The organism is Nesterenkonia sandarakina (genome assembly GCF_014138825.1).
GTDB lineage: Bacteria > Actinomycetota > Actinomycetes > Actinomycetales > Micrococcaceae > Nesterenkonia > Nesterenkonia sandarakina.
This window is the reverse complement of sequence record NZ_JACJIH010000001.1, coordinates 1,058,093-1,079,734: the sequence shown is the minus strand read 5'-3', so window position 1 is coordinate 1,079,734 and position 21,642 is coordinate 1,058,093. Positions and strand designations below refer to the sequence as shown.

The following is a 21,642-nucleotide window of genomic DNA, read 5'->3' as shown; positions in this document are numbered from 1 at the left end:
CCCGAGGCTCCCCGGCCTAGAAGAACTCTCCCCAAAGCGGTGCGGACTTCACCTGGGTCGATTCAGTGCGTCACCGTTCCAGGTCAGGTCCGCGTCTGTGCCGATCGGAAACACCTCAAGGTCTGGCGTCTTCATGAGTTCACCGATGAGCTCTCGGGTTCCCGCGATGAGCGTTGAGTCGTAGTCGATCTCGGTGGCGAGGACCCAGGAGTGGTCCTCGGGCCATAGGATGCTGGGCGACTGGGCCCACGCAGCATGATTGGTCCACGGCGCGCGGGCGGTCCAGGAGGGATCGCGGAAGTCCTCTGCTCCAGCCTCGAACAGCAAATACTGCCGCCCGGTACCTCCGTGCAGGTCGAGGCGTGGCCCGGTCGCGATCTCGACATCAAGCACCCCGGACCCCGGTTTGGGGACCTTCCACGCGGGCGTGGGGAGTCGGCTTTGTATTGAGCGCAGGGCCTTCCATCTGAACCGGTGGAGGTCAGCTCGAAGCCGCTGGATGGACCGAGCTGTGGCGCGCCATGCGCCCCTCGCGCCGTGGTCATCGTCAGGCGAGTCATCGGCCATCTGCACCATCACGAGTCGCGATCCTGCCGAGCTCACCAGGCCACCCCATCCCTCCCAGATCGCGGCAATGCCTGCATCCGGGGTAGCAGTGTGCCGGGCGAGCACAGCAGTGACGGTCGCGAGTGCGCTGGCTTCCAGGTGGCCTTCGGCTGGAACCCTATAGCGCCACCCATCGTGTCCGACGGCTGAGTGCACTTCGCCAGGTTCAGACCGCAGAAGACGTGCGTACTGCGCTTCGGGGTGGATGGTCGTGTTGAATGCCGAGGCGGCCTCCGTCCAGGTGGAGCGCTGGGACTCGATCTCGGCGTCAAAATCCGATGCATTGCCGAAGAATGTGGTCTCGTCGAGACCGTGCCATGTCTTGGTTGCGCGTGGCCGGTCGCGAACCACCGGATGGAGCACTCGCGCATACATCTCGTACCCTCGGGGCACGATCGACAGGAAGCTGCTGAATGCCTCATCCTCCAGCGGACGAAGCCATTCACCACGCCCCACATCAGACACGTATCTGAACTCTCCTGACATGCGCGTCAACTCCTTGTCTTGTAACCCCATCCCTCATGACCCAGCTGGTGGTCCATCGTCGCGACTGAGGGGCCACCGCACATCCGTGTCGCAAGCGCTCGTCGTGGCAGCGCGTGGATGCTCACACACCCCGTCCACGAGCATCCGGTCACCGATGGGCTCCCCGAGATCCACCTGGACCTCCACCATGTCATTCCCAAGACAGTTGTAGGCGGACCCGGGTGGGGGTTCAACACGTGCGCGGACAGCCACTTGGTCATCACCCAGCTGGACGTCGACGTCGGAGATCTCACCTGTTTCGCCGTTCGCGCAGCCCAGCCGAGTGACGCCGATCGCCAGCGTCGTGTCATCACCATTGACCGCGGAACCGTCGGTCACCTGCCACGTCGCCAGGCTTTCCTCGATCACCTCCTCGGGGGTCAGCGATCGAGAGGGCCCATGGGGGCCAGGTGCGCCGTCCCCCATACAGCCAACGAGAGAGAGCGCCAGGACGATGATCCCAGCGTTGACGGGGCGTAAGCGCATACCAGCCTTCGGTTTCGGGCGTCGCATTCGGACACTCGTTTCAGGCTAATCCAGTTCCTCGGTCCCCGTATAAGGGGTTATCCGCACCGATACCGACTCGTGATCAACCGCTCTGCCGTTTACCACCGATACAACTCACTTGATTTGGTGACCCGTCGGGACTCTCAGGCAGGCCACGCCGCTACTTCAAGCACCCCCCAACATGCAGATCGACGGCCCCCGCGGGTGAACTACTGACAGGATGGCGCCATGGACATCTTTATGCGTTCCCTGGCGGGGCAGATTCTCAGCGCCCTTGGGGCCAACGGTCGGATAGTTGCGGTGGACGGTGTCGATGGGAGCGGGAAGACCTGCTTCGCCGCCAGGCTCGCCGACGCCATTGACGACCGTCCGGTGATCCTCATCCACGCCGATGACTTCTTGAATCCCTCCCGGCTCAGGCATGCTCAGGGCCGGCACTCGCCGAAGGGCTTCTGGGAGGACACATACGACTACGCCGCCTTGCAGGAGTATGTCCTCCGCCCTCTAGGCCCTTCCGGTGACGGCTGGTACAGATCCGCGTCCTACGATGGCGTCAAGGGACCAACACCTCAGACCTGAAGCGGTTCCCTGTCCATCAGGTGCCCTCGTGGTGTTGGAGGGGATGTTCCTCCACCGTGACGAGCTCGCCGGGCGCTGGGACGCCTCCGTCTTCCTAGACGTGCCTTTCACCGAGACCGCAGCGCGCATGTCCACTCGGAACGGCAGCAACCCGGACCCAGAACATCCCTCGATGCGACGGTACGTCGAGGGTCAGCGCCTCTACTTCGCGGCTGCACGGCCGTGGGAACGCGCCAGCTTCGTCGTGGACAACTCCGATTTCACGGCGCCTCGCGTCACGCGCTCCCCACGGCCAGATCCCACCCGGAGGCCCTGACTCTGCAGCAGCCGGGCCCCGGACCTCGAAGTCCGCCGCGCCCACTTACTCAGCGTCGGGGGACCGGCGCCGATCCTGTACCGCCAGTGCGTAGGCTGCCTCTGCCGCGGTGATCCCCCAATGGCTGGTCTGCCGCCGCTGGATCCGTTCGATCTCGGCGGAGACCTCACGCAGGGCGGTGACACGATCCAGGGTCTTGGACTTCGGCTTCAGCGTGCGCCGGTAGAGGGCACCGGCGCCGCGGCCCAGCCGGGTGCGCTTGAACTGACCCATCCGCTGGCCCGCAGTGTTCAGCGCCCGGCGCTTGAGCCGTCCCGCCAGGGGCCGCAGCTTGCCCGGGGAGGGCAGCCGATGCTGACCGAAGAAGCGCAGCGCCTCCGGAGTCTGCCAGGCATGGCTCTCCGGATCCTCCACGTAGAACGCGGCGATCTCGGCGAGCACCTCCGCGGCCTCGGCCCGCTGGGCGGCGGGCACTCGGGAGAACTTCCAGAGGTACCAGGTGACGAAGAAGTGCTCGAAGCGGGAGTCCAGGTAGTCCTGCAGCAGACCCACCTCGCGCAGCCAGGAGGCGCGGGCGGCTTCCAGGATCAGATACTTCCTGAAGTATCCGGGGCTCACCACGTTCACGATCGAGGTGTCCACTGCCCCGTAGTAGGTGTAGACCGGACGGTCCACCGGCACATAGGCGCGGGCGTGGAACATCATCTGCTGGAAGAAGAACGTGTCCTGCCCGGTGGCTCCCACCGGTTGGGTCAGGCCCAGGCACTGCAGCCATTCGGTGCGCGCCACGATGCCCTCGATCGAGGCCGGGCGGAACCGGATTTCGCGCAGCGAGTCCCGGGTCGGCCAGCACATCCCATCGCGCCGCTCGATCCCGGTGTACCAGTCGTGAACCGGAAGGATCTGGTGCCGGTTGGTCCAGGTGACCTGCGTGCCCAGTGCGAAGTTCGCCTCCGGGTGCTCAGCCAGGCGCCGCTGCAGCAGGTGATACCCGGCCTCGAGCTCCTGATCATCAGGGTCCAGGTAGGTGACGTACTCGGTGGCGGTGAGCTCCAGGCCGGTGTTGCGCGGACGCGAGGCCGAGCCGGACCCCCCGGTGCCGTGCCGGAACGCCGAGACGTTTCCGTAGCTCCGGGCGAGCTCCTCCACCGTGGCCACGGTGACCGGGTCGGTGGAGCCGTCGTCGATCAGCAGCACGTGGGTCTGCGGGAAGTGCGGGGAGCGGCGCAGCGAGGCGAAGGCCTTATGCCGCAGGTGATCCCCGTTGTTGTAGATCGGCACGATCACAGAGAGCTCCAGCTGCTCGGCCTGCGCCGTGCGGCGGACCTCGGCCTTCACCGTATCCACGTCATCCCCGGGGTGGGGGAGTGCGGCCGGGGTGAGGCCGGACGCTTCGATGGCCTCGGCGCTGGCATGTCCCAGATGATCGATGGCGTAGACCCGCGCATCCTGCCCGGAGGCCGCCAGCACCGCGGGGGTGACCAGGGCGGCCGGTTCGGGGCGCCACCATGCGGTGAGGTCCAGATCCTCGAAGCCGCGCTGATGCTGGTGGGCCTGCGGGTCGGTCTCCGTGGCGCTGCCATGGAGCTTCGCGGTGATCGTCGCGGACTGGTAGCGGAACGCGGCGACATGATCGGCCGCGTAGTCCGGTCCGTAGCGGCGCGCCGGAGAGAGCGGCAGCAGCACGTCGATCGGCCTCGCCAGCGGATCCGCGGCGCGGGCGCCCAGCTGCTCCCAGCTGAGCAGCTCCACCGGGGAGAACCCGCCGGAGTCGGAGCCCTGACCCGCAGCGGCGAGCCCGGTGCGGCGCTGCGCGGCCATGTCCTGGGCGAGCTCGGCGGTGAGCGTCTCAGCCACGGCGACCACCAGCTCCTGCTGCGGGGCCACGTCCTTGCCGGCGGTCCGGGCCACTCGGGTGAGCAGGTCGGAGACGTGATGGCCCAGGAAGACCTCCCGGACGCCGTCGCCCTGGGACCGGCGCAGCTCCTCCAGGTCGAGCCCGCGCAGGGTCTCTTCGACATCGGCCGCGGAGTTCGCGATGCGCACCTGCGGGTGATACGAGTTCAGGCCCTGGTTGTAGCTGGAGAGCACCAGGGTGCCGGCGGCCTGCAGCTCCAGCGCCCGGTTGGCGAACATGGTCTGCGAGGCGATCACCGAGTTCAGGTTCACCGCGATGTCCACCACCCGCTGCAGATCCATCAGCTCATGGTGGTCCATGGCCGGGACCCGGTAGGGCCAGTACTTCACCGGAATCAGATGATTCGGGCTGAGCAGCGGCTGCTCCGCGTCCAGCTGGGCGGTCACCTCCTCCCACCAGCGGTCCACGATCGCCAGCGGCTTCCCCGCGTCGAGCACCCCGTCGAGGATCCACTCGGCGTAGCGGGCCCGCTTCTGATACTTCCGTCCCATCCAGGACCCGGCGAAGAAGATCAGCTCGCGGGCCTCGGCGGGGGCGCTGCGGGACCCGATCGGGGAGTGCAGCAGCGGGTTGACCCCGAAGGGCAGCACCTCGACGCTCTTCGCCTCCGGGCAGTCGCGCCGGTAGTCCTCGAGGACCTCGGCGGCCGTGGTGAAGATGTGGTCACAGGCCCGGGCCACGTCGAGGAACTGCCGGTAGTCCGGCGGGTCCTCCTTGCCGTAGTAGACCGGCGGGGCGCCCGCCTCGCGGTAGGCCGGGATGATGGTGTGGGTCAGCAGCCGACGGCGCTCCGGGGCTTCTGCGGCAGTGTTGTCCCACGCGACGCCGTCGTGTCCGCGCCAGGTGGCGGCCACCAGCAGCAGATCGACCTCGTGGAGATGGTCCTGCCAGTTCTGCGGGGTGATCGGGATCAGGTGTGCCGCCCCGGAGTAGGTGTCGAAGAGGAATCGGTCGCAGATGATGCCGATTCGCAGGTCCAGGGTGGGCCGGGAGATCCCCGGTTCGGTGGCGGGCAGCTGCGCGGCGGCGGCGCGCGCCCCGGCGAGTGCGTCCTGGACAGACCGGGCGGCCAGGGGTGCGGCCAGCGGTGCGGATGGCGACGCGTCCCCCGCCTCGGACGGCACGCTCCCTTCGGAGGGGTGCTCGGCGCCTGGCTCGACCCCCGCCTCGGCGCGTCCACGCAGGTCCGCAGCGCGCTCCCGGTGTGCCCGCTCCAGGGGCCCCCAAAGCTGGTCATGGTGCGCTGAGCTGGAGAGTTCCTGGGCGGCGAGTTCGTGGGCCTGCGCGGCGTGCTGCGCCGCCGTCGTGAGCTCGGAGACGGAGCCGAGGGCTGCCGGGGTGCTGGGGGTGCTGGTTTCGGGCGGTGCTTCGGCTGCGCGGGAGGCGTCGTCAGGGAGTTTCACCCCTCGACACTATCCCGGGGCGTGTTGGGTTTGGAGGAGGCAGTCCCGCTTGCTAGAGTAAAGTCTCGTTGCGGCGGAGAACCGGTCTGAAGAGGCCAGAAATCCGCTCGTTTTCGGGGATGTAGCTTAGTGGTAAAGCTTTGGTCTTCCAAACCAACGATGCGGGTTCGATTCCCGTCATCCCCTCCAATCACAGTCAGCCTCTCCCGTTCACAGCAGGAGGGGCTTTTTCTTTACCTGCCGCCGTACCGGCTCACAAGGGAGAGGAACCCATGGCGCGTCCCCGGGTGTATTTCGTGGTCCAGCCCACCGTGGCGCACTACCGCGAGCCGCTGCTGCGCCGCCTGCTGGACTCCACGCGCTACGACTTCGACCTGGTGGGGCGGTTCAAGAACTCTGAGGCCACCGCTGCGGACACGATCCACTCCGCTGCCGAGGAGGTCCTCGCGAAGGTGCGCCCGCTGCGGTTCTCCGCGATCCGCGAGTTCTGGTGGGAACACGGGCAGGTCCGGGAGATCTGGGCCGGTGAGCATGACGCCTACGTGATCGCCGGACGCATCCCCACACTCTCCGCCTGGGTCGCCTGTGCGGTGGCCGCTCTGCGTGGGCGCACCCTGATCATGTGGGGCCACGGCTGGAAACGCCCCGAGGCGGGGCTCAAGCGTCAGGTCCGGCTGGCCTTCTACCGGCTCACCGACGGGCTGCTGGTCTATGGCGACCGCGCCCGCGAGCTCGGCAGCTCCTACGGGGTCCCCGCCGAGAAGATCCAGGTCATCTACAACAGCATCTACCCCGAGGCCCTGACCTGCCTGGCACGGGAATCTGCCGCAGCTGACGCCGGTAGAACCCCCGAGGACGACGCCGGCTCAGCTGGCACGATCATCTACAGCTCCCGGCTGACCACCCGGCACCGTCTGGACCTGCTCGCTGAGGCCCTGGGTGAGATGCCCGATGCGGCACGGCCCAAGGTCCTCATCGTGGGGGAGGGTGCGGAGCGCCCCCGGTTGGAGCAGGTGTTCGCCGATCACGGCGTGGACGCGCAGTTCCTCGGCGCGGTGTACGACTATGAGCAGCTGCGTGGGCTCTACGCACGGGCCGATCTCGCGGTCTCCGTGGGAGGTGCCGGGCTGAACGTGACCCAGGCGATGAGCTTCGGTGTCCCGGTGCTCGCCGAGGACGGCAATCCCGATTCCAGTCCCGAGATCGAGGCCGTGATCGAGGGCGTGACTGGCCGGTACTACCAGACCGGCGACGCCGGCTCGCTGCGCAGGGTGCTCACCGAGCTGCTGGCGGCTCCGGCGCAGCTGAGGCAGCTGGGGGAGGCGAGCCTCGGCGTCGTGCGGGAACGCTATACCGCTGAGAAGCACGCCGCGGCGATCGAGGACGCCCTGGGCGTGCTGCTCTCCCGCGCCTCCCGGCGGTGACCCTGCTCAGGGCGCGAAGTATGCGGCGTCCACCCAGTGGCTGAGGTTGCTGAATCCGTCTTCGAGGACCCAGTCATAGGTGGGGTAGCCCGGCGGCAACGGGTTGGCCCCCTTGGGCACCGTGCTGCCGAACTCATCTTCAATGTTGTGCAGGTAGATCCCGAACAGGCCGTTCCCGCGCTTCAAGCTGGAATTGATCTCGTGCTGCACCCACCGCCTGCCCGCCGTCTCTGGCCCGATCAGCACAGCTGTGACCGCGGTGTGCTTCAGTTCGCTGAGGATCAGGGCCTCGGTCGCGGCCTCACCTGCTGGTGTGACCATCTGCCAGGCCGGGGCGGAGATCCAGGTCTTGTGCGCATCCTCGAGGTGCGGGGTGCTGCAGACCACGGAGGACCTGAGGTGATCCAGCTCGTGGTGCCAGCTGAAGAACGTCGGGTGAGGCATGGCGGGTGACCTGTCGTGTCGAGCGTGTGCTGGTGGCTGGTGCCGGACGGCTGGTGGCTGGTGGTTGGTGGCTGGCGAGGAATGCAGGAATGGCCCCGCAGAACGCATGCGAGATGCATGGATTCCGCGGGGCCACCACTGTGGTTGCGGTCTTTAGCCTAGGTCAGTGCGGGGCTGGAGTGCCCGTCCTGCCAGGTCAGAGGCCTGTTCCGCCGAGCTCAGGACTCGGTGGGGCGCTTGCGCATGATGTAGGCGCCGGCACCGATCGCGCCCAGTGCCAGGGCTCCACCGCCTGCGGCCAGGGCCATCCCGGCACCTTCGGAGCCAGCGGCCACGCCGGTGTCAGCGCCGCCTTCGGGCATGCCGTCCATCTGCGAGGCGGTCAGCGTGCCACAGGCTGCGGGCAGGGTCGCGGCCAGCGGCAGCGACTCATCGAGCTCCGAGGGAGCGTTCGCGGCTTCCTCGGTCAGCAGCGTGGGATCGACACCGTGGACCACGACGACGCCGGTGCCATCAACGATCGAGGCCAGCACGTCATCGGGGATCTCCAGGCTGCGCTCGTAGGTGTAGCTGCTGCCACCGGGGAAACGCTCCACGGCCAGGCCTGAATCAGCCGAGGTGTCACCCTCGGTGGTCAGCGAGGTGCCGATGCCGCCGTAGAAGGGTGCACCTTCTTCGACGTTGACCGCGCCGTCGCCGTTTTGATCAGCATCGGCTGGCGGGCACAGGCCCTGCGCGCCGAAGTGGATGTGCTGGGCGTGGGGGAAGGGACCATCCATGAAGGTCTCGGCTGCGCCGTCGACGGTCATGTAGACGGTGGCCTGGTTGCCCTGGCCCTCGATGAGCACGTCACCGACGGTGCCGGAGTTGTTCAGCGGGTCCAGGCTGGTCTGGAAGGACCAGGACTGGCTGGAATCGGCGGTGGTGGCGCCGTCGGTCTCGGGGCCGTGGCCGGAGTGGGCCATTGCGGGGCCAGCGCTCAGGAGCATCGCTCCCAGGGCCAGGGTCGGAACAGCAAAGAACTTTGACTTACGCATCTTCGGTAACTCCTCATTGCAGGAACGAGACGTTCACCCGAACCTGAGAGTGACGCCTGTCTCACCATATTATTAAAGTTGCCCACAGAAAATAAAAATAAAGAATTAGTTTTACATGAACGCACGGGGTATTTCGGGAGTACGTGCGGGAATCGGGCACGCAGAGTCGTCGTTCAGGACCCCACCGTTGCGTTCCGACCAGCCACTCACCGGCTGCCCCCCGGCCGGGTGGGCCCTTGTCAGCCGACGAGGGTCGCGTAGACCACGTAGTTGTCTTCGTACTCCCCGGTGGCCTGGTTGTATCCGTCGCAGGTGATCAGCCGCAGCTCTTCATCCTCGGTGTTGCCGTAGACCTCAAGGGTGGGGAAGGTGTTCTTCCCGTACTGTTCGGCCTTGGTGACTTCGAAGGTGGCGGTGCTTCCGTCTTCCTGCTCCACGGTGATCTCATCTCCTTCGACAAGATCGGGCAGGTCCGCGAAGACTCCGGGCTGGCCGAGGGAGTCATCGACGTGGCCCAACAGCACGGCGGGTCCCCGCTCGCCAGGGGCCGGGGACCCGGTGTACCAGCTGGCCGGGGAGCCGGGATCACCGGGCGGGACCTCCAGCGTGTTGTCCTCCCGAAGGCCCAGGTGGAGCAGCTCTGAGCCGGCTCCGATCGCGGGGATCTCAAAGGAGACCGGCGGGGTGGCCGCGCTCTCGGCTGGCTCATCGGCGCTCTCGGCGTCGGTGCCCGCCTCAGACTCGGCCTCCGAGTCCTCCTCGGCTGCATCTTCTGCGGCATCCTCCGAATCTGAGGAGTCCTGCGCATCAGAAGGTGAGGCCTCGGCTGAGGCGTCCTCGTCGGTCCCGGCATCTTCGCTGGTGCCCGGAGCACCGGCCTCTGTTTCAACAGCTGCCGGAGCGGTATCTTCACTTGCCCCGGCCTCGCCGTCCTGACCGGGGGAGCATGCCGAGAGAGCCAGCATCAGTGCCGCGGTGATGGCGACGACGCCGCCGCGACGGGGGCTGCCTGGCACCGCCGGGATGAGTGTGCGATGTTCGCTGCGGAGCGGAGGCATCGATGCTCCCTTTCAGATTGGACGTTCTGGGCGGCAACAATCTCATTCAACCTGCCACTTCCCGCCCGGAAGTGGAGGTCCTCACAATCTACAGTCCCCGTGAAAGATATTTCAGCGCGGGAACGTAGAGCCAAGAGCGGCTCTGCAGAACCAGCGAGGTTCTGCAGAGCCGCTGACTTGGCTGTCTGACTCATAGGTTCAGCGTCAGATCCCTGACATCGTCACCGCGGAGCCAGGGCTCGGGGAGTCCGGTTCAGGACTCGGTGGGGCGCTTGCGCATGATGTAGGCACCGGCACCGATCGCGCCCAGTGCCAGGGCTCCACCGCCTGCGGCCAGGGCCATCCCGGCACCTTCGGAGCCAGCGGCCACGCCGGTGTCAGCGCCGCCTTCGGGCATGCCGTCCATCTGCGAGGCGGTCAGCGTGCCACAGGCTGCGGGCAGGGTCGCGGCCAGCGGCAGCGACTCATCGAGCTCCGAGGGAGCGTTCGCGGCTTCCTCGGTCAGCAGCGTGGGATCGACACCGTGGACCACGACGACGCCGGTGCCATCAACGATCGAGGCCAGCACGTCATCGGGGATCTCCAGGCTGCGCTCGTAGGTGTAGCTGCTGCCACCGGGGAAACGCTCCACGGCCAGGCCTGAATCAGCCGAGGTGTCACCCTCGGTGGTCAGCGAGGTGCCGATGCCGCCGTAGAAGGGTGCACCTTCTTCGACGTTGACCGCGCCGTCGCCGTTCTGATCAGCATCGGCTGGCGGGCACAGGCCCTGCGCGCCGAAGTGGATGTGCTGGGCGTGGGGGAAGGGACCATCCATGAAGGTCTCGGCTGCGCCGTCGACGGTCATGTAGACGGTGGCCTGGTTGCCCTGGCCCTCGATGAGCACGTCACCGACGGTGCCGGAGTTGTTCAGCGGGTCCAGGCTGGTCTGGAAGGACCAGGACTGGCTGGAATCGGCGGTGGTGGCGCCGTCGGTCTCGGGGCCGTGGCCGGAGTGGGCCATTGCGGGGCCAGCGCTCAGGAGCATCGCTCCCAGGGCCAGGGTCGGAACAGCGAAGAATTTGGAGGTACGCATGTGTGGACTCCTCGTCAAGGTGATGTGTTCTTGTGTCGTATAAACGTGGTCTCGATCACTCCACGCACACCGTGTTCGGAGCCGAATCAGGATTGGATGGGGAAATCTCAAAAAAAGTTGCTCAGCTCATCGATCCGCCCAGGAATGCGGGATCACGCGAGGTTTTAATCTCTCTTGAAGGCTGCGTTTTTCTCCGCTAGCCGCTGCTTCTGACTGCTCTCCGCTGGCCGCTGGCCGTTCAGTCGCTCTGCCCCTCAATCACTCAGCGCCGATGGCCCGCTGCTCCGGCGCTCCACGCGGCGACGGTCAGCCAGATGTGCCGGGCGCAGAGCCGCCCGGGCCTGATCCTCCGTCTTGATCCCGGGTTTCACGACACATACCCACCCGAAGGCGCCATGTATCGGGTGAGGGGTGAAGGTGTCCACCACGCTGTAGTCCACATCGGCCTCATCCATCTGCTCGGGACCGTATCCAAGGAGCTCGGTGAAGATCGTGGGGCCGACGTGGATGTTCAGCCGCCAACGGTCAGCGGAGTCCAGGTGGGAGGCCTCATCGTCCGGATAGTTCTTCGTGACGATGGTCGCGTAGGGCTGCCGGTTGTGGGGCACTTCGCCATCCGGCGCGTAGTAGAAGAAGTGGTCACCCCAGGAGATCTCCGGGTGTTCGCTGCCCTGCGCAGGCGCAAGTTCGAGGACGCCGTCGTAGCTTCGGACCTCAGACAGGATCTGTTCCATGTGCATGGTCTAAGTCTGCACGTGCCTGAGCGCCTCACGCCGTTTCCCTCAGCATGCCTTGTCGCATTCTTGTGCCATGTCCCATCCCTATGCACGTCCATAGCCATGGGACATGGCATCGGGATGCGACAGATCGTGGGGGGAGGGCGCCGGGAAGGTCAGGGGGAGGGCAGGGGAGAGCGGGAACTGAGTGGCAGCGGAGAAGGTCCCCTGAAATCGTCCCCGAGGACACTCAGCCCCGGTTGGGCAAGATCATGTTCGTCATCCGGGCGGTCGAGAGCCGGCGGCCGGCGTCGTCGGTCATCACGATCTCGTGACTGGTCAGCTGACGGCCCAGGTTGATCGGGGTGCAGGTCGCGGTGACCAGGCCCTCGGTGACCGAGCGGTGGTGGGTGGCGCCGAGCTCGGTGCCGACCACCGCGTTGTCCACTCCCAGGTTGACCCGGGCATGCAGGATTGCGGCGATCGAGCCCAGGGTCTCGGCGAGCACCATATGCGCGCCACCGTGGAAGAGGCCCATGTTCTGCTCGTTGCCGGCCACGGGGAGGGTCGCGACCATCTTGTCCGGGTGCATCTCCACATAGCGCAGCCCCATCTTCACGCCCAGCGGGGTGACCCCGTGCGGGCCGGTCCATTGCTGGTACTCCTTGGGGATCCCGGCGGCGTCCATCAGGGCGAGGCGCTCCTCGTCAGTGGGGAACGGGGTGGGGCCGGCGGGAGCCTGAGTGGCAGAGACGTGGTTGAGGGCATCATGCTGAGAAGTCATGGGGACCAGCTTAGATGTTGCGGCCCGAGCGGCTGCGCCGGGAGCCCCGCCCCAAGCCCGGCCCAAGCCCGCCACCGGCTGCCCCAGCAGCGGCACAGGTCTGGGGCGAACCCGGGGCTCGCGATAGGCTGGGGCTCGTGTCTTCTAGCCCAAATAAACTCCTGGTCATCGACGGTCACTCCATGGCGTTCCGGGCGTTCTACGCCCTGCCCACCGAGAGCTTCCTGACGGATTCCGGCCAGTACACCAACGCGGTGCACGGCTTCACGAACATGCTGCTCAAGCTGATCCGTGAGGAGCTGCCCACCCACGTGATCCTGGCCTTCGACCTGGACACCCCGACGTTCCGGCACACCTCCTATGCCGAGTACAAGGGCGGCCGCGCGAAGACTCCCGAGGAGTTCCGCGGCCAGATCGACCTGATCAAGCAGGTCGCTGAGGGCATGAACATCGCGGTGGTGACCTCGGAGGGCTACGAGGCTGATGACATCGTCGCCACCTACGCCACCAAGGCGGACACGGCCGGCTGGGAGACCCTGATCGTCTCCGGAGACCGGGACACCCTGCAGCTGGTCACCGAGCGCACCACCTTGATGTACCCCACCTCCGGTCTCTCCAAGGTGGCGATGCTGGATCCGGCCGCGGTGGAGGAGAAGTACCTGGTCCCGCCGCTGAAGTACCCGGACCTCGCCGCGCTGGTGGGGGAGTCCGCGGACAACCTGCCCGGTGTGCCCAAGGTCGGCCCGAAGACGGCCGCGAAATGGATCACCGAGTACGGCTCCACCCGCGGGATCATCGAGAACGCGGATCGGATCAGCGGCAAGGCCGGAGAGAACCTGCGGGAGGCGCTGGCCGACGTCGAGCGCAACCTGGAGCTGAACCTGCTGCTGCGTGACCTGGATCTGCCGGTCGCGCTCGATGACGCCGAGCTCCAGGTCCCGGACCGGGAGGTGTTGGACCCGCTCTTTGACGCGCTGCAGTTCAACCAGATCCGCGAGCGACTCTTCGAGACCTTCGCCGCGCGCTTCCCGGAGACCGTGGTCGCCCCCACCCCGACCGAGGCGCTGCCCGAGGTCACCGTGACCGAGGATGCGGAGAAGCTCTCCGAGTTTCTCAAGGCCCACACCGGCGCGCCGATGGCGATCGCGGTCTGCCTGGACCGCAGCGGCGAATCGCTGACCACCAAGCCCAAGCGGGACGAGGCCGCCCGGGTGGCCGAGGCCCTCGCCGTCGTGCTGGTGCCCTCAGCCTCCGGTGACGTGACCGAAGCCGCTGAGTCTGCTGCTGAGAAGGACAACGACGACGACGACGAGTCGGCTCCCGAGCCGGCCGGCGTCCCGGCGCTGGCGCTCTCGCTGGCCTCCCTCGACTCGGCCGCCGACGCGGTGCTGGCGGAATGGCTGGGTGACCCGGCCGCGCCGAAGCTGGTTCATGACATCAAGGACGCCGGCAAGCGGCTGGCCTGGCGTGGGCTGCACCTGCGCGGCGCCGTGGAGGACACCCTGATCTCGGGCTACCTGATCCAGCCGGACCGGCGGAACTTCGCCTTCACCGAGCTGGTCACGCAGTACCTGGGCGCCTCCACCGACCCGGCCTCCTACCTCGGCGGCCATGACCAGGACGACGCCGAGGCCCCCGGCGCGCAGGGTCCGGACCTGTTCTCCTCCCAGGACCTGCTGCCCGGGGTCACCGCCGAGGACCTGGACGCCGCCGCGCTGCATGGGATGCTGCTGCATCAGCTCTCACAGGCGCTGGGGGAGCAGCTGGTCGAGCGCAACGGGGAGAAGCTGCTGCGCGAGATGGAGATCCCGCTGGCCGAGATCCTGCTGCAGATGGAACTCACCGGGATCGCGGTGAGCCCGGAGAAGCTGGATTCGCTGGACGAGGAGTTCGCCGCCGCCATCGAGGCCTCCGCGCAGGAGGCCTACGCGGTGGTCGGGCACGAGGTGAAGCTGGGCTCGCCCAAGCAGCTGCAGACGGTGCTCTTCGAGGAGCTCGAGCTGCCCACGGCCGGGGTGAAGAAGAACAAGACCGGCTACTCCACCGATGTGGAGACCCTCCAGGCGCTGCTGATCAAGACCCAGAACGATTTCCTGGTGCACCTGATGAACCACCGGGACTCCACGAAGCTGCGCCAGACCGTCACCGGGCTGATGGAGGCCGTGAATGGGGACGGCCGGATCCACACCACCTACGCGCAGACCGTGGCGGCCACCGGGCGGCTCTCCTCGCTGAACCCGAACCTGCAGAACATCCCGGTGCGCACCGCGGCCGGACGCAAGATCCGCGACGCATTCGTGGTGGGTCCCGGCTACGAGACCCTGCTCACCGCGGACTACTCCCAGATCGAGATGCGCATCATGGCGCACCTCTCCGGAGACCAGGCCCTGATCGAGGCGTTCCGGGCCGGGGAGGATCTGCATAACTTCGTGGGCTCGCGGGTGTTCGGGGTCGAGGCCAGCGAGATCACCCCGGAGCAGCGCTCCAAGGTCAAGGCGATGAGCTACGGGCTGGCCTACGGGCTCTCCAGCTTCGGTCTCTCCAAGCAGCTGGGCATCGGGGTCGACGAGGCTCGGAACCTGATGAACGAGTACTTCGAGCGCTTCGGCGGTGTCCGGGACTATCTGCGCGAGGTGGTCACCCAGGCCAAGCAGGACGGGTTCACCTCCACGATCTTCGGGCGGCGCCGCTACCTGCCGGATCTCTCCAGTGAGAACCGGCAGCTGCGCCAGATGGCGGAACGCGCCGCGCTCAACGCCCCGATCCAGGGCTCCGCAGCGGACATCATCAAGCAAGCGATGATCGGCGTGGACTCCGCGCTGCGCGCCGAGGGCCTGGAGTCCCGGCTGCTGCTGCAGGTCCACGATGAGCTCATCTTCGAGGTGGCCGCAGGGGAACGCGACGCCCTGGAGAAGCTGGTGACCACCCATATGGGCGCCGCCGCCGAGCTCGACGTCCCGCTGGACGTCCACGTGGGCGTGGGCTCCTCCTGGCACGAGGCCGCGCACTGAGCTGAGCCGCCGCGAATCAGGCCAACACCCAGGGGCCATACAGGCCGCATCGGGTCTGCGCCGAATAACCGTGCTTATGGTGAGCGCGTGGGTCAGCGAAATCATCGGCTAGATCGCGCGAAGGGCGCGCTCGTCTACCTCGTCGTCCTGGGGCACCTGTTCGCAGCGGTCACACCGTGGGACGACGCCCTGTTGCGCGTGTTCCAGACCGTCATCTACTCCTTCCACATGCCGGCCTTCGTCTTCCTGGCGGGCATCACAGCGAAGTCGGACCGGCTGCCGCAGAGGGTCACGTTCTTCCTGGTGCTCCTGGCCACCGCCCTGCCGCTCTACTACGGGTGGATGAGCCTGTTGGGGCTCAACCCGGACTTCGACCCTCTGGTCCCGTACTGGATCACCTGGTTCCTGCTCGCCATGGTGTGGTGGACCCTCAGCACCCCGCTGATCGAGCGGTTCCCGCGAGCCCTGCTGGGCATCTCGCTGCTCGCGGCGCTGTTCGGGGGCATCATCCCCACCTACGACTATGAGCTCTCGTTGTCGCGGACCCTGGTGTTCTGGCCGTTCTTCGTCGTCGGGAAGCTCTACGGCTCCCGGATCCTGGCCTGGGCCGGTGACCGAACGAACCCTCAGAGGGTCGGTCTGGCGCTCGCGGCGGCAGTGCCGATGCTGCTGTTCTACCTCAACGACACGGACAAGATCTGGTTCTACGGCGTCCGGAACTTTGAATGGCATGAGGTCCCAGTGCCGGAGGGTGCCGCGGCGCGCGTGATCGTCGGGCTGAGTGCCGCCCTGACCACCGTGGCGTTCTGCTCCTTCGTGTCGAACAAGCCGGGATATCTGGGCACCGTGGGACGCCATTCATTGGCCGTCTACCTCTTGCACGGTTTCGTCATCCGGGCGCTGAACGCCCCGTTGGGTGAGAGCTTGGACTATGTTCCGTCGTGGGTCATGCTGCTGAGCTGCATCCTGCTCGCAGGTCTGATCACGTGGGTTTTCGCGTTAAAACCGTTCAATGCCGGGTTGCGGGCGTATGGTGAAGGGGTCACGCAAGTGATATTGTCCCCGCTTTATAGAATTCTTTTGCCCGCAATTCGCGCAACGACCAGGCGGACCGGACCACGTCGGCGTCCGAATGAATCCGACGCGCGGTGATGGCCTCGCTCTCGGCGGGGCGTTGTCGTTGTCAGTGCGTATGTCGCTCTGATCCTAGTTCTCCCAGGTGTGGTGCCGATGTCGAGTAGTCAAACGCAGGATGAACATCCCAGAAGTGCCCGCTGGCTGAGCTGGCTGAAATCCTGGCCGTACACCCTGGGGGTGAGCGTGTCCCTGGTCATCGGGGCAATCTCGGTGATCGCCTCGGTGTCCGTGGATGTGGCGCTGCGGGATCCCGATGGATTCCTCGGCCCCGCCTGGGTCCGGCTGCCGCTGCTGGGACTGCTGCTCTTCGCCGTGGGTCTGGTGCCCGCCGCGGTTCGACGCTCCGGCTGGAAGAACATCGGCCCCGGCGTCGTCGACGTGCTGCGTTACGAATGGAGCCTTCGGAGACTCCTCTACATCGCGACCGGCCTGGCCACGTTCTACGTCTGCTACGTCGGGTACCGGAACCTCAAGAACGTCCTGCCGGTCCACCGTGACGGCGTCCTGTTTGACCAGGAGCTCCTGGAGCTGGACAAGTGGATGTTCGGGGGTGTGGATCCCGCGATCGTGCTCCACGACATGTTCGGCGTCGACTTCACCGCCCAGGTGCTCTCCTTCGTCTACATGGCCTACCTGCCGCTGATCCCGATCACCCTCGGGATCTTCCTGGTGCTCAACCGCAACCTTGCGGTGGGTGCCTGGTACGCCACCACGCTGAGCCTGAACTGGGTCATCGGAACCGCCAGCTACTACATCTATCCGGCGCTGGGCCCGATCTACGCCCGGCCGGACCTCTACGCCAGCCTCCCCGACACCACCGTGGCCGGTCTGCAGGATGCACTGCTGAACAACCGCCTGCAGTTCCTCTCAGACCCCGAGGCCAGCGAGGTGATCCACGGCGTCGCCGCCTTCGCCTCGCTGCACACCTCGATCACCTTCGCCGCCGCCTACTTCATGCAGCGCACCGGACAGCATCTCGGGGTGCGAATCTTCGCCTGGACGTTCTTCGGGCTGACCGTGCTCGCGACGCTGTACTTCGGCTGGCACTACATCGTCGATGACATCGTCGGGGTCATCATCGGATACCTGGCGGTGGCGATCGCCGCCGCTGCCACCGGTCACGGGTTCTTCGGCGAGAAGAGCCTCGTCGCCAAGGCGCTGAACCGCCGCAGGCTCACCGAAGGCCAGGGCCAGGTGCGCGATGCGGTGGACCACCAGATCCACCACCACGCTGTGGCCCAGGACGCGGGCCAGCGCCCGGTCCAGCACCAGGGCCGGCACCAGCCCCAGCACCAGGATCACGACCTGGCCCAGCACCAGAGCGCCGCCCAGGATCGGCGCCCGCGCCAGAACGCTCCACTTCAGGACCCGCGGCACGAACCGTCCTGAGTCGCCACGGGGCCGCTCGTTGGATGAGGCCCTCAGGTCCTGCCGGCCCGCTGTGCGGCATAGTCAGCGATCGAACAGTGCCCCGAGTCGTTTCGCGCGCGCCGGGTGGCCGGCCAGGCGCAGCCCGTGCCAGGCGGTGACCTGATTGGCCGTGAGCACCGGGACGCCCAGAGCCTGCTCCAGCTGGGGTAGCACGGCGATCGTGTGCAGCGCGGTGTCCGGGATCAGCAGACACTGCGCCCCGGTCAGATCTGCGGCGCGAGCGGTCTCCAACACCCATTCGGCGTCCAGCTGGCCGGCGTCCTCACCGCTGGGAACCCCGTAGCTGGACAGCGCGGTCACTGCGATCCCGTCCTGCTGGAGGAACCGGACGAAGTGCGCGGCAACCTCCTGTGGGTAGGTCGCAGCCACGGCAACCTTACTCAGTTCCAGGTGGTGCACCGCTGCGGCGAAGGCCAGCGAGGTGGAGGAGGAGGGGACACCCACGGCATCCCTGATCCATCCGGCCTGGTCCCGGGATCCCTCCTGGCCATAGACGAAGCTGCCTGAGGTGCACGCCCAGATGGCTGCGTCGGGGGAGAGCTCGCGAGCCTGCTCGGCGGCGGGCACCAGGTTCTCACGCGATCCCAGGGTCAGCAGCGCGTCGACGTCGTGTTCCGTGCTGCCCTCCCAGGTGTGGATCACGGGGAAGGAGGCGTCCTGGATGAGATTCTCCAAGGCGGGGAACTCGTCCTCCGCGCTGTATCCGGGGTAGAGGATGGCGAGGGTGTGCATGGGGTGCCCTCTCATGGTGCTGTTGGTGGCTGCGGTCGGTGCCTACGGCGCGGTGCCTGCGATGCGGTGCCTGTAGCCCCTACCTGCGGAGCGTCGCCTGAGGTGGGGTGCGTGTATTTCAGAGAAACTACCGGTAGATTGTCGACAATCATAGGGCGCGCGTCTCCGGCGTCAGCACTGCCTGTGAATGGAGGCTCCTGATGACTCGATACCTCACCATCACCTTGGGCAGGCGCGGCGTCACGGCCCGGGCTCGCCTGCTCGACGACGTCGCCCCGCGCACTGCCGAGGCCGTGTGGCGGGCCCTACCCCAGTCCGGGCAGGTCTTTCACGGCAAGTTCGCGCGCAATGAGATCTACGCGCTCTTCCCGGCCTTCGCCACCGAGGAGCCCGGCCCCGAGAATCAGACGGTCACACCGATCCCGGGGGACCTGTGCTACTTCACCTTCGATGGTGTCCTCGCGAACCCCGCCTACGGGTATGACGCGTCTGCAGGCACCGGTGAGAACCGGCTGCTGATCGATCTCGCCGTCTTCTACGGACGCAACAACCTGCTGATCAACGGCGACGTCGGCTGGGTGCCCGGGAATGTCTTCGCCACGGTCGAGGAGGGTCTCGCCGAGCTGGCCGAAGCGTGTCAGGACATCTGGATGGGCGGCGCTCGCGGGGAGACGCTCAGCTTCGACCGCGCCGAGACGGTCTGAGAATCCCGGCCACGGCACGCGCCCAGGCTCGCCACACCCAACCGCCCCAGAGTTTGGAGGAGCAGAGATGACACCGGAGGCTCAGGGAGTCCTGCCCCATGCACCGGCCCGCCGGGCGCTCGGTGTCGTCGTGCCCTTCGATATGGAGCTTGACGCCGAGCTGTGGCGCTGGCTGCCGAACGGCGTCGACCTGCTGGTCACCCGGACCCCGTTCTTCGACGACGTGGTCACCGTGGAGTTCGCCCGGGAAGTGGCGCAGACGCGGGTGGTCACAGACGGCGTCCGCAGCGTCACCGCCGGTCGTGCGGAAGCCGTGCTCTATGCCTGCGCCTCGGGGAGCTTTGTGCATGGCCGGGCAGGGCAGGAAGATCTTGTCCGCGCGATGGCTGCTGCCGGTTCGCGAGACGCGGTGACCACCTCTGGCGCGATCGTGGAAGCTCTCGAGGTCCTCGGAATTCGTCATGTCTCGATCGCGACGCCCTACACCTCGGCGCTTTCGCTCCTGCTGGGATCCTTCCTCAACGAGTACGGCGTCACCATGGCCGGTCATGCCGCGCTGGGGCTCGACCAGCGGATCTGGGAGGTGCCCTACGCCCAGACGGCGGAGCTGATCCGGCAGGCCGATGCGCCTGAGGCTGAGGCGATCGTGGTCAGCTGCACCAATCTGCCCACTTATGACCTCATCGCACCGTTGGAGGCTGAACTGGGCAAGCCCATCGTCACCGCCAATCAGGCCACCATGTGGGCCGGGCTCCGGCGTCTGGGGCGGCTCTCCAATGGGGAGCGGCAGTCGCTGCTGCATGTTCCGGCACATGCTGAGCTTCCCGGTCTCTGACCCCGCTCTGACAAGCAGCTCCCTGTCTCTGGGATGTGAGTCCCTGTTAGTGTCCTTGGGAAACTAAAACATCCTGAACATTCTGGAGTGACTGTGGACTACTCGACCGCGCCGGCCCCGGCACCGCAACCCATGACCGAAGGGGAGGAGCAGGGGTGGGGCGTTGGGATCCATCTCGGTGGCTTCATCGCATGGTTCCTCGCTCCGCTGGTGCTCTGGCTGGTCTTCCGCTCGCGCAGCCGGATGCTGGATGACCACGGGCGGGCCACTCTGAACTGGCACCTCACCTTCATCGTCATAGGGGTGCCTCTTGCCTTCGTCGGCGCGGTGCTCGTGTTCATCGACCCGATGCTCTTCCTTGTGGTGTGGCTGCTTACCGCTCTGTTGATGCTCCTGGCATTGATCTTCGCCATCCGCGGCGCCATCGCGGCCTTCAACCGGCGCCCTTACCGGTACCCGCTGAGCATCCCCTTCTTCACCCGACAGCACTGACGCCGCTGAGTCCTGAAGGCCCCGCACCCGCCCTCGGGCACCCGCCACCTCCCACCGGGCCCCCGTTACCCCTGCTCCCTCGGTCTGTCGCATCCCTATGCCATGTCCCATCGCTATGGACGGAAATAACGGTGGGACATGGCAAAGGCGTGCGACAGTTCTGAGTAGGGGAGCGCGCCGGGGCTTGAGTGCAGGTCCACGGGAGGCATCGCTGCGAAACCCACGACGCAAGTACCCGCTGGACCGCTGATCACCGAACGGAGCGTGCAGCCATGGACCTCGCGGGCTCCCTGCAGCAGCTGGCCGAGCAGAACATCTCTGGCGCGGCCTTTCTCGTTTCCTACGGCATGACGTGGCTGGTGTGCGCGCTGATCTGGCGCAGGGCAACGCCCCGGACTGCTGCGCTGGCGACGTTGTTCCAAGGTGCGCTCGCGTTTCCCGCGGCGATCGGACTCTCTTTCCTGATCGGAGCACTCGGTGAACCCCGCCCCGTTCCCGACCTCATCACCGAGCTGTCCATTCTGATCGGCACCTCGCAGCTGCTTGGGCTGCCTTTCCTGATCTACCTGGTCATCACGCGGCGTTACACGCTGGTGCCCGTGGCGTTCGCCTCGATCATCAGCATGCACTTCGTGATGTACGCCTGGCTCTACCAGACGCCGTGGTACATCGTCATGGCGGCGCTGATCTCTGTGGGCGCGGTGCTGGTGATGGCGACGGCGCCGCGGCAAGCGGAGGACGTCGGGCCAGGTCGGGTGTGCTGGATGACCGGCAGCACCCTGTTACTCACCGCAGCGACCTTCGCGGCGATGCACCTGTTCGCGGCGTGAATCCTGCCCGCAAGGGACCCGCCCCGCCCTGCCCCGCCCCGCGCCCAGCCCCCACCGCAGTCTGTCGCATCCCTATGCCAT

The 21,642-nt window shown here is 66.8% G+C and carries 20 protein-coding genes and 1 tRNA gene; 11 read left to right on the top strand and 10 right to left on the bottom strand.

Features of this window, described 5'->3' with window-relative positions:
* Positions 1–48 precede the first annotated feature (48 nt).
* The gene (locus tag HNR24_RS04875) at positions 49–1,092 is read right to left on the bottom strand and encodes a hypothetical protein (protein WP_182495179.1); all 1,044 of its coding nucleotides are present in this window, start codon (positions 1,090–1,092) and stop codon (positions 49–51) included.
* Positions 1,093–1,125: 33 nt separating this feature from the next.
* A complete protein-coding gene (locus HNR24_RS04870; protein WP_182495178.1) occupies positions 1,126–1,500 on the bottom strand; it encodes a hypothetical protein in 375 nt (124 codons plus the stop codon).
* Between the two features lie 366 nt (positions 1,501–1,866).
* On the opposite strand from HNR24_RS04870, the gene HNR24_RS13955 reads away from it, so the two are divergent.
* A complete protein-coding gene (locus HNR24_RS13955) occupies positions 1,867–2,217 on the top strand; it encodes a nucleoside/nucleotide kinase family protein (RefSeq protein WP_232301768.1) in 351 nt (116 codons plus the stop codon).
* Between the two features lie 43 nt (positions 2,218–2,260).
* Positions 2,261–2,533, top strand: coding sequence for a nucleoside/nucleotide kinase family protein (locus tag HNR24_RS13950; RefSeq protein WP_232301769.1), 273 nt, complete (start codon positions 2,261–2,263; stop codon positions 2,531–2,533).
* A 45-nt stretch (positions 2,534–2,578) separates the two neighbouring features.
* Here HNR24_RS13950 and HNR24_RS14225 read toward each other — a convergent pair whose 3' ends face one another.
* Complete coding sequence (locus HNR24_RS14225) at positions 2,579–5,854, bottom strand: glycosyltransferase (RefSeq protein WP_182495177.1); 3,276 nt, start codon at positions 5,852–5,854, stop codon at positions 2,579–2,581.
* 115 nt (positions 5,855–5,969) lie between these two features.
* On the opposite strand from HNR24_RS14225, the gene HNR24_RS04855 reads away from it, so the two are divergent.
* Both HNR24_RS04855 and HNR24_RS04850 read left to right on the top strand, forming a co-directional pair.
* Positions 5,970–6,043: transfer RNA gene (locus HNR24_RS04855), tRNA-Gly, on the top strand.
* Between the two features lie 83 nt (positions 6,044–6,126).
* The gene (locus HNR24_RS04850) at positions 6,127–7,278 is read left to right on the top strand and encodes a glycosyltransferase family 4 protein (RefSeq protein ID WP_182495176.1); all 1,152 of its coding nucleotides are present in this window, start codon (positions 6,127–6,129) and stop codon (positions 7,276–7,278) included.
* Positions 7,279–7,284: 6 nt separating this feature from the next.
* Here the strand turns inward: HNR24_RS04850 and HNR24_RS04845 are convergent, their stop codons facing one another.
* From HNR24_RS04845 to HNR24_RS04820, 6 genes are all read right to left on the bottom strand, one after another.
* Positions 7,285–7,722, bottom strand: coding sequence for a TIR domain-containing protein (locus tag HNR24_RS04845; protein WP_182495175.1), 438 nt, complete (start codon positions 7,720–7,722; stop codon positions 7,285–7,287).
* 218 nt (positions 7,723–7,940) lie between these two features.
* Positions 7,941–8,759 carry a hypothetical protein gene (locus tag HNR24_RS04840; RefSeq protein WP_182495174.1) on the bottom strand — a complete coding sequence of 273 codons (819 nt, stop codon included), beginning with the start codon at positions 8,757–8,759 and terminating at the stop codon, positions 7,941–7,943.
* Between the two features lie 239 nt (positions 8,760–8,998).
* Positions 8,999–9,817: a class F sortase gene (locus tag HNR24_RS04835; protein WP_259392408.1), complete on the bottom strand. Its 819-nt coding sequence runs from the start codon at positions 9,815–9,817 to the stop codon at positions 8,999–9,001.
* 253 nt (positions 9,818–10,070) lie between these two features.
* Positions 10,071–10,889 (bottom strand): hypothetical protein, encoded by an 819-nt coding sequence (locus HNR24_RS04830; protein WP_182495173.1) that lies wholly within the window; start codon positions 10,887–10,889, stop codon positions 10,071–10,073.
* A 254-nt stretch (positions 10,890–11,143) separates the two neighbouring features.
* Positions 11,144–11,623 carry a DUF6194 family protein gene (locus HNR24_RS04825; RefSeq protein WP_259392407.1) on the bottom strand — a complete coding sequence of 160 codons (480 nt, stop codon included), beginning with the start codon at positions 11,621–11,623 and terminating at the stop codon, positions 11,144–11,146.
* Between the two features lie 232 nt (positions 11,624–11,855).
* The gene (locus tag HNR24_RS04820; RefSeq protein WP_182495171.1) at positions 11,856–12,389 is read right to left on the bottom strand and encodes a hotdog fold thioesterase; all 534 of its coding nucleotides are present in this window, start codon (positions 12,387–12,389) and stop codon (positions 11,856–11,858) included.
* Between the two features lie 182 nt (positions 12,390–12,571).
* On the opposite strand from HNR24_RS04820, the gene polA reads away from it, so the two are divergent.
* From polA to HNR24_RS04805, 3 genes are all read left to right on the top strand, one after another.
* Positions 12,572–15,400, top strand: coding sequence for a DNA polymerase I (polA, locus tag HNR24_RS04815; protein ID WP_375139291.1), 2,829 nt, complete (start codon positions 12,572–12,574; stop codon positions 15,398–15,400).
* A gap of 87 nt (positions 15,401–15,487) precedes the next feature.
* Positions 15,488–16,552, top strand: a complete 1,065-nt coding sequence (locus HNR24_RS04810; protein ID WP_182495169.1) for an acyltransferase family protein — start codon at positions 15,488–15,490, stop codon at positions 16,550–16,552.
* 162 nt (positions 16,553–16,714) lie between these two features.
* Positions 16,715–17,926, top strand: coding sequence for a phosphatase PAP2 family protein (locus HNR24_RS04805; RefSeq protein ID WP_310735389.1), 1,212 nt, complete (start codon positions 16,715–16,717; stop codon positions 17,924–17,926).
* A 63-nt stretch (positions 17,927–17,989) separates the two neighbouring features.
* Here the strand turns inward: HNR24_RS04805 and HNR24_RS04800 are convergent, their stop codons facing one another.
* Positions 17,990–18,700: a maleate cis-trans isomerase family protein gene (locus HNR24_RS04800; RefSeq protein WP_182495168.1), complete on the bottom strand. Its 711-nt coding sequence runs from the start codon at positions 18,698–18,700 to the stop codon at positions 17,990–17,992.
* A 200-nt stretch (positions 18,701–18,900) separates the two neighbouring features.
* Between HNR24_RS04800 and HNR24_RS04795 the strand changes: the two genes are divergently transcribed.
* From HNR24_RS04795 to HNR24_RS04780, 4 genes are all read left to right on the top strand, one after another.
* Positions 18,901–19,404, top strand: coding sequence for a DUF3830 family protein (locus HNR24_RS04795; RefSeq protein ID WP_182495167.1), 504 nt, complete (start codon positions 18,901–18,903; stop codon positions 19,402–19,404).
* A gap of 67 nt (positions 19,405–19,471) precedes the next feature.
* The gene (locus HNR24_RS04790; RefSeq protein WP_182495166.1) at positions 19,472–20,239 is read left to right on the top strand and encodes a maleate cis-trans isomerase family protein; all 768 of its coding nucleotides are present in this window, start codon (positions 19,472–19,474) and stop codon (positions 20,237–20,239) included.
* Between the two features lie 93 nt (positions 20,240–20,332).
* Positions 20,333–20,731 carry a DUF4870 domain-containing protein gene (locus HNR24_RS04785; RefSeq protein ID WP_182495165.1) on the top strand — a complete coding sequence of 133 codons (399 nt, stop codon included), beginning with the start codon at positions 20,333–20,335 and terminating at the stop codon, positions 20,729–20,731.
* A 272-nt stretch (positions 20,732–21,003) separates the two neighbouring features.
* Entirely contained in the window at positions 21,004–21,561 is a 558-nt protein-coding gene (locus tag HNR24_RS04780; RefSeq protein WP_182495164.1) for a DUF7010 family protein, read from the top strand.
* Positions 21,562–21,642 lie beyond the last annotated feature (81 nt).

What these genes read in the sequence shown, in the direction of transcription:
- polA (WP_375139291.1), top strand. Translation starts at nt 12,572, where the DNA reads ATGGCGTTCCGGGCGTTCTACGCCCTGCCCACCGAGAGCTTCCTGACG.
- HNR24_RS13950 (WP_232301769.1), top strand. Translation starts at nt 2,261, where the DNA reads ATGTTCCTCCACCGTGACGAGCTCGCCGGGCGCTGGGACGCCTCCGTC.
- HNR24_RS04835 (WP_259392408.1), bottom strand. Translation starts at nt 9,817, where the DNA reads ATGCCTCCGCTCCGCAGCGAACATCGCACACTCATCCCGGCGGTGCCA.
- HNR24_RS04820 (WP_182495171.1), bottom strand. Translation starts at nt 12,389, where the DNA reads ATGACTTCTCAGCATGATGCCCTCAACCACGTCTCTGCCACTCAGGCT.
- HNR24_RS04830 (WP_182495173.1), bottom strand. Translation starts at nt 10,889, where the DNA reads ATGCGTACCTCCAAATTCTTCGCTGTTCCGACCCTGGCCCTGGGAGCG.
- HNR24_RS04845 (WP_182495175.1), bottom strand. Translation starts at nt 7,722, where the DNA reads ATGCCTCACCCGACGTTCTTCAGCTGGCACCACGAGCTGGATCACCTC.
- HNR24_RS04800 (WP_182495168.1), bottom strand. Translation starts at nt 18,700, where the DNA reads ATGCACACCCTCGCCATCCTCTACCCCGGATACAGCGCGGAGGACGAG.
- HNR24_RS04850 (WP_182495176.1), top strand. Translation starts at nt 6,127, where the DNA reads ATGGCGCGTCCCCGGGTGTATTTCGTGGTCCAGCCCACCGTGGCGCAC.
- HNR24_RS13955 (WP_232301768.1), top strand. Translation starts at nt 1,867, where the DNA reads ATGGACATCTTTATGCGTTCCCTGGCGGGGCAGATTCTCAGCGCCCTT.
- HNR24_RS04790 (WP_182495166.1), top strand. Translation starts at nt 19,472, where the DNA reads ATGACACCGGAGGCTCAGGGAGTCCTGCCCCATGCACCGGCCCGCCGG.
- HNR24_RS04780 (WP_182495164.1), top strand. Translation starts at nt 21,004, where the DNA reads ATGGACCTCGCGGGCTCCCTGCAGCAGCTGGCCGAGCAGAACATCTCT.
- HNR24_RS04795 (WP_182495167.1), top strand. Translation starts at nt 18,901, where the DNA reads ATGACTCGATACCTCACCATCACCTTGGGCAGGCGCGGCGTCACGGCC.
- HNR24_RS04875 (WP_182495179.1), bottom strand. Translation starts at nt 1,092, where the DNA reads ATGTCAGGAGAGTTCAGATACGTGTCTGATGTGGGGCGTGGTGAATGG.
- HNR24_RS04840 (WP_182495174.1), bottom strand. Translation starts at nt 8,759, where the DNA reads ATGCGTAAGTCAAAGTTCTTTGCTGTTCCGACCCTGGCCCTGGGAGCG.
- HNR24_RS04825 (WP_259392407.1), bottom strand. Translation starts at nt 11,623, where the DNA reads ATGGAACAGATCCTGTCTGAGGTCCGAAGCTACGACGGCGTCCTCGAA.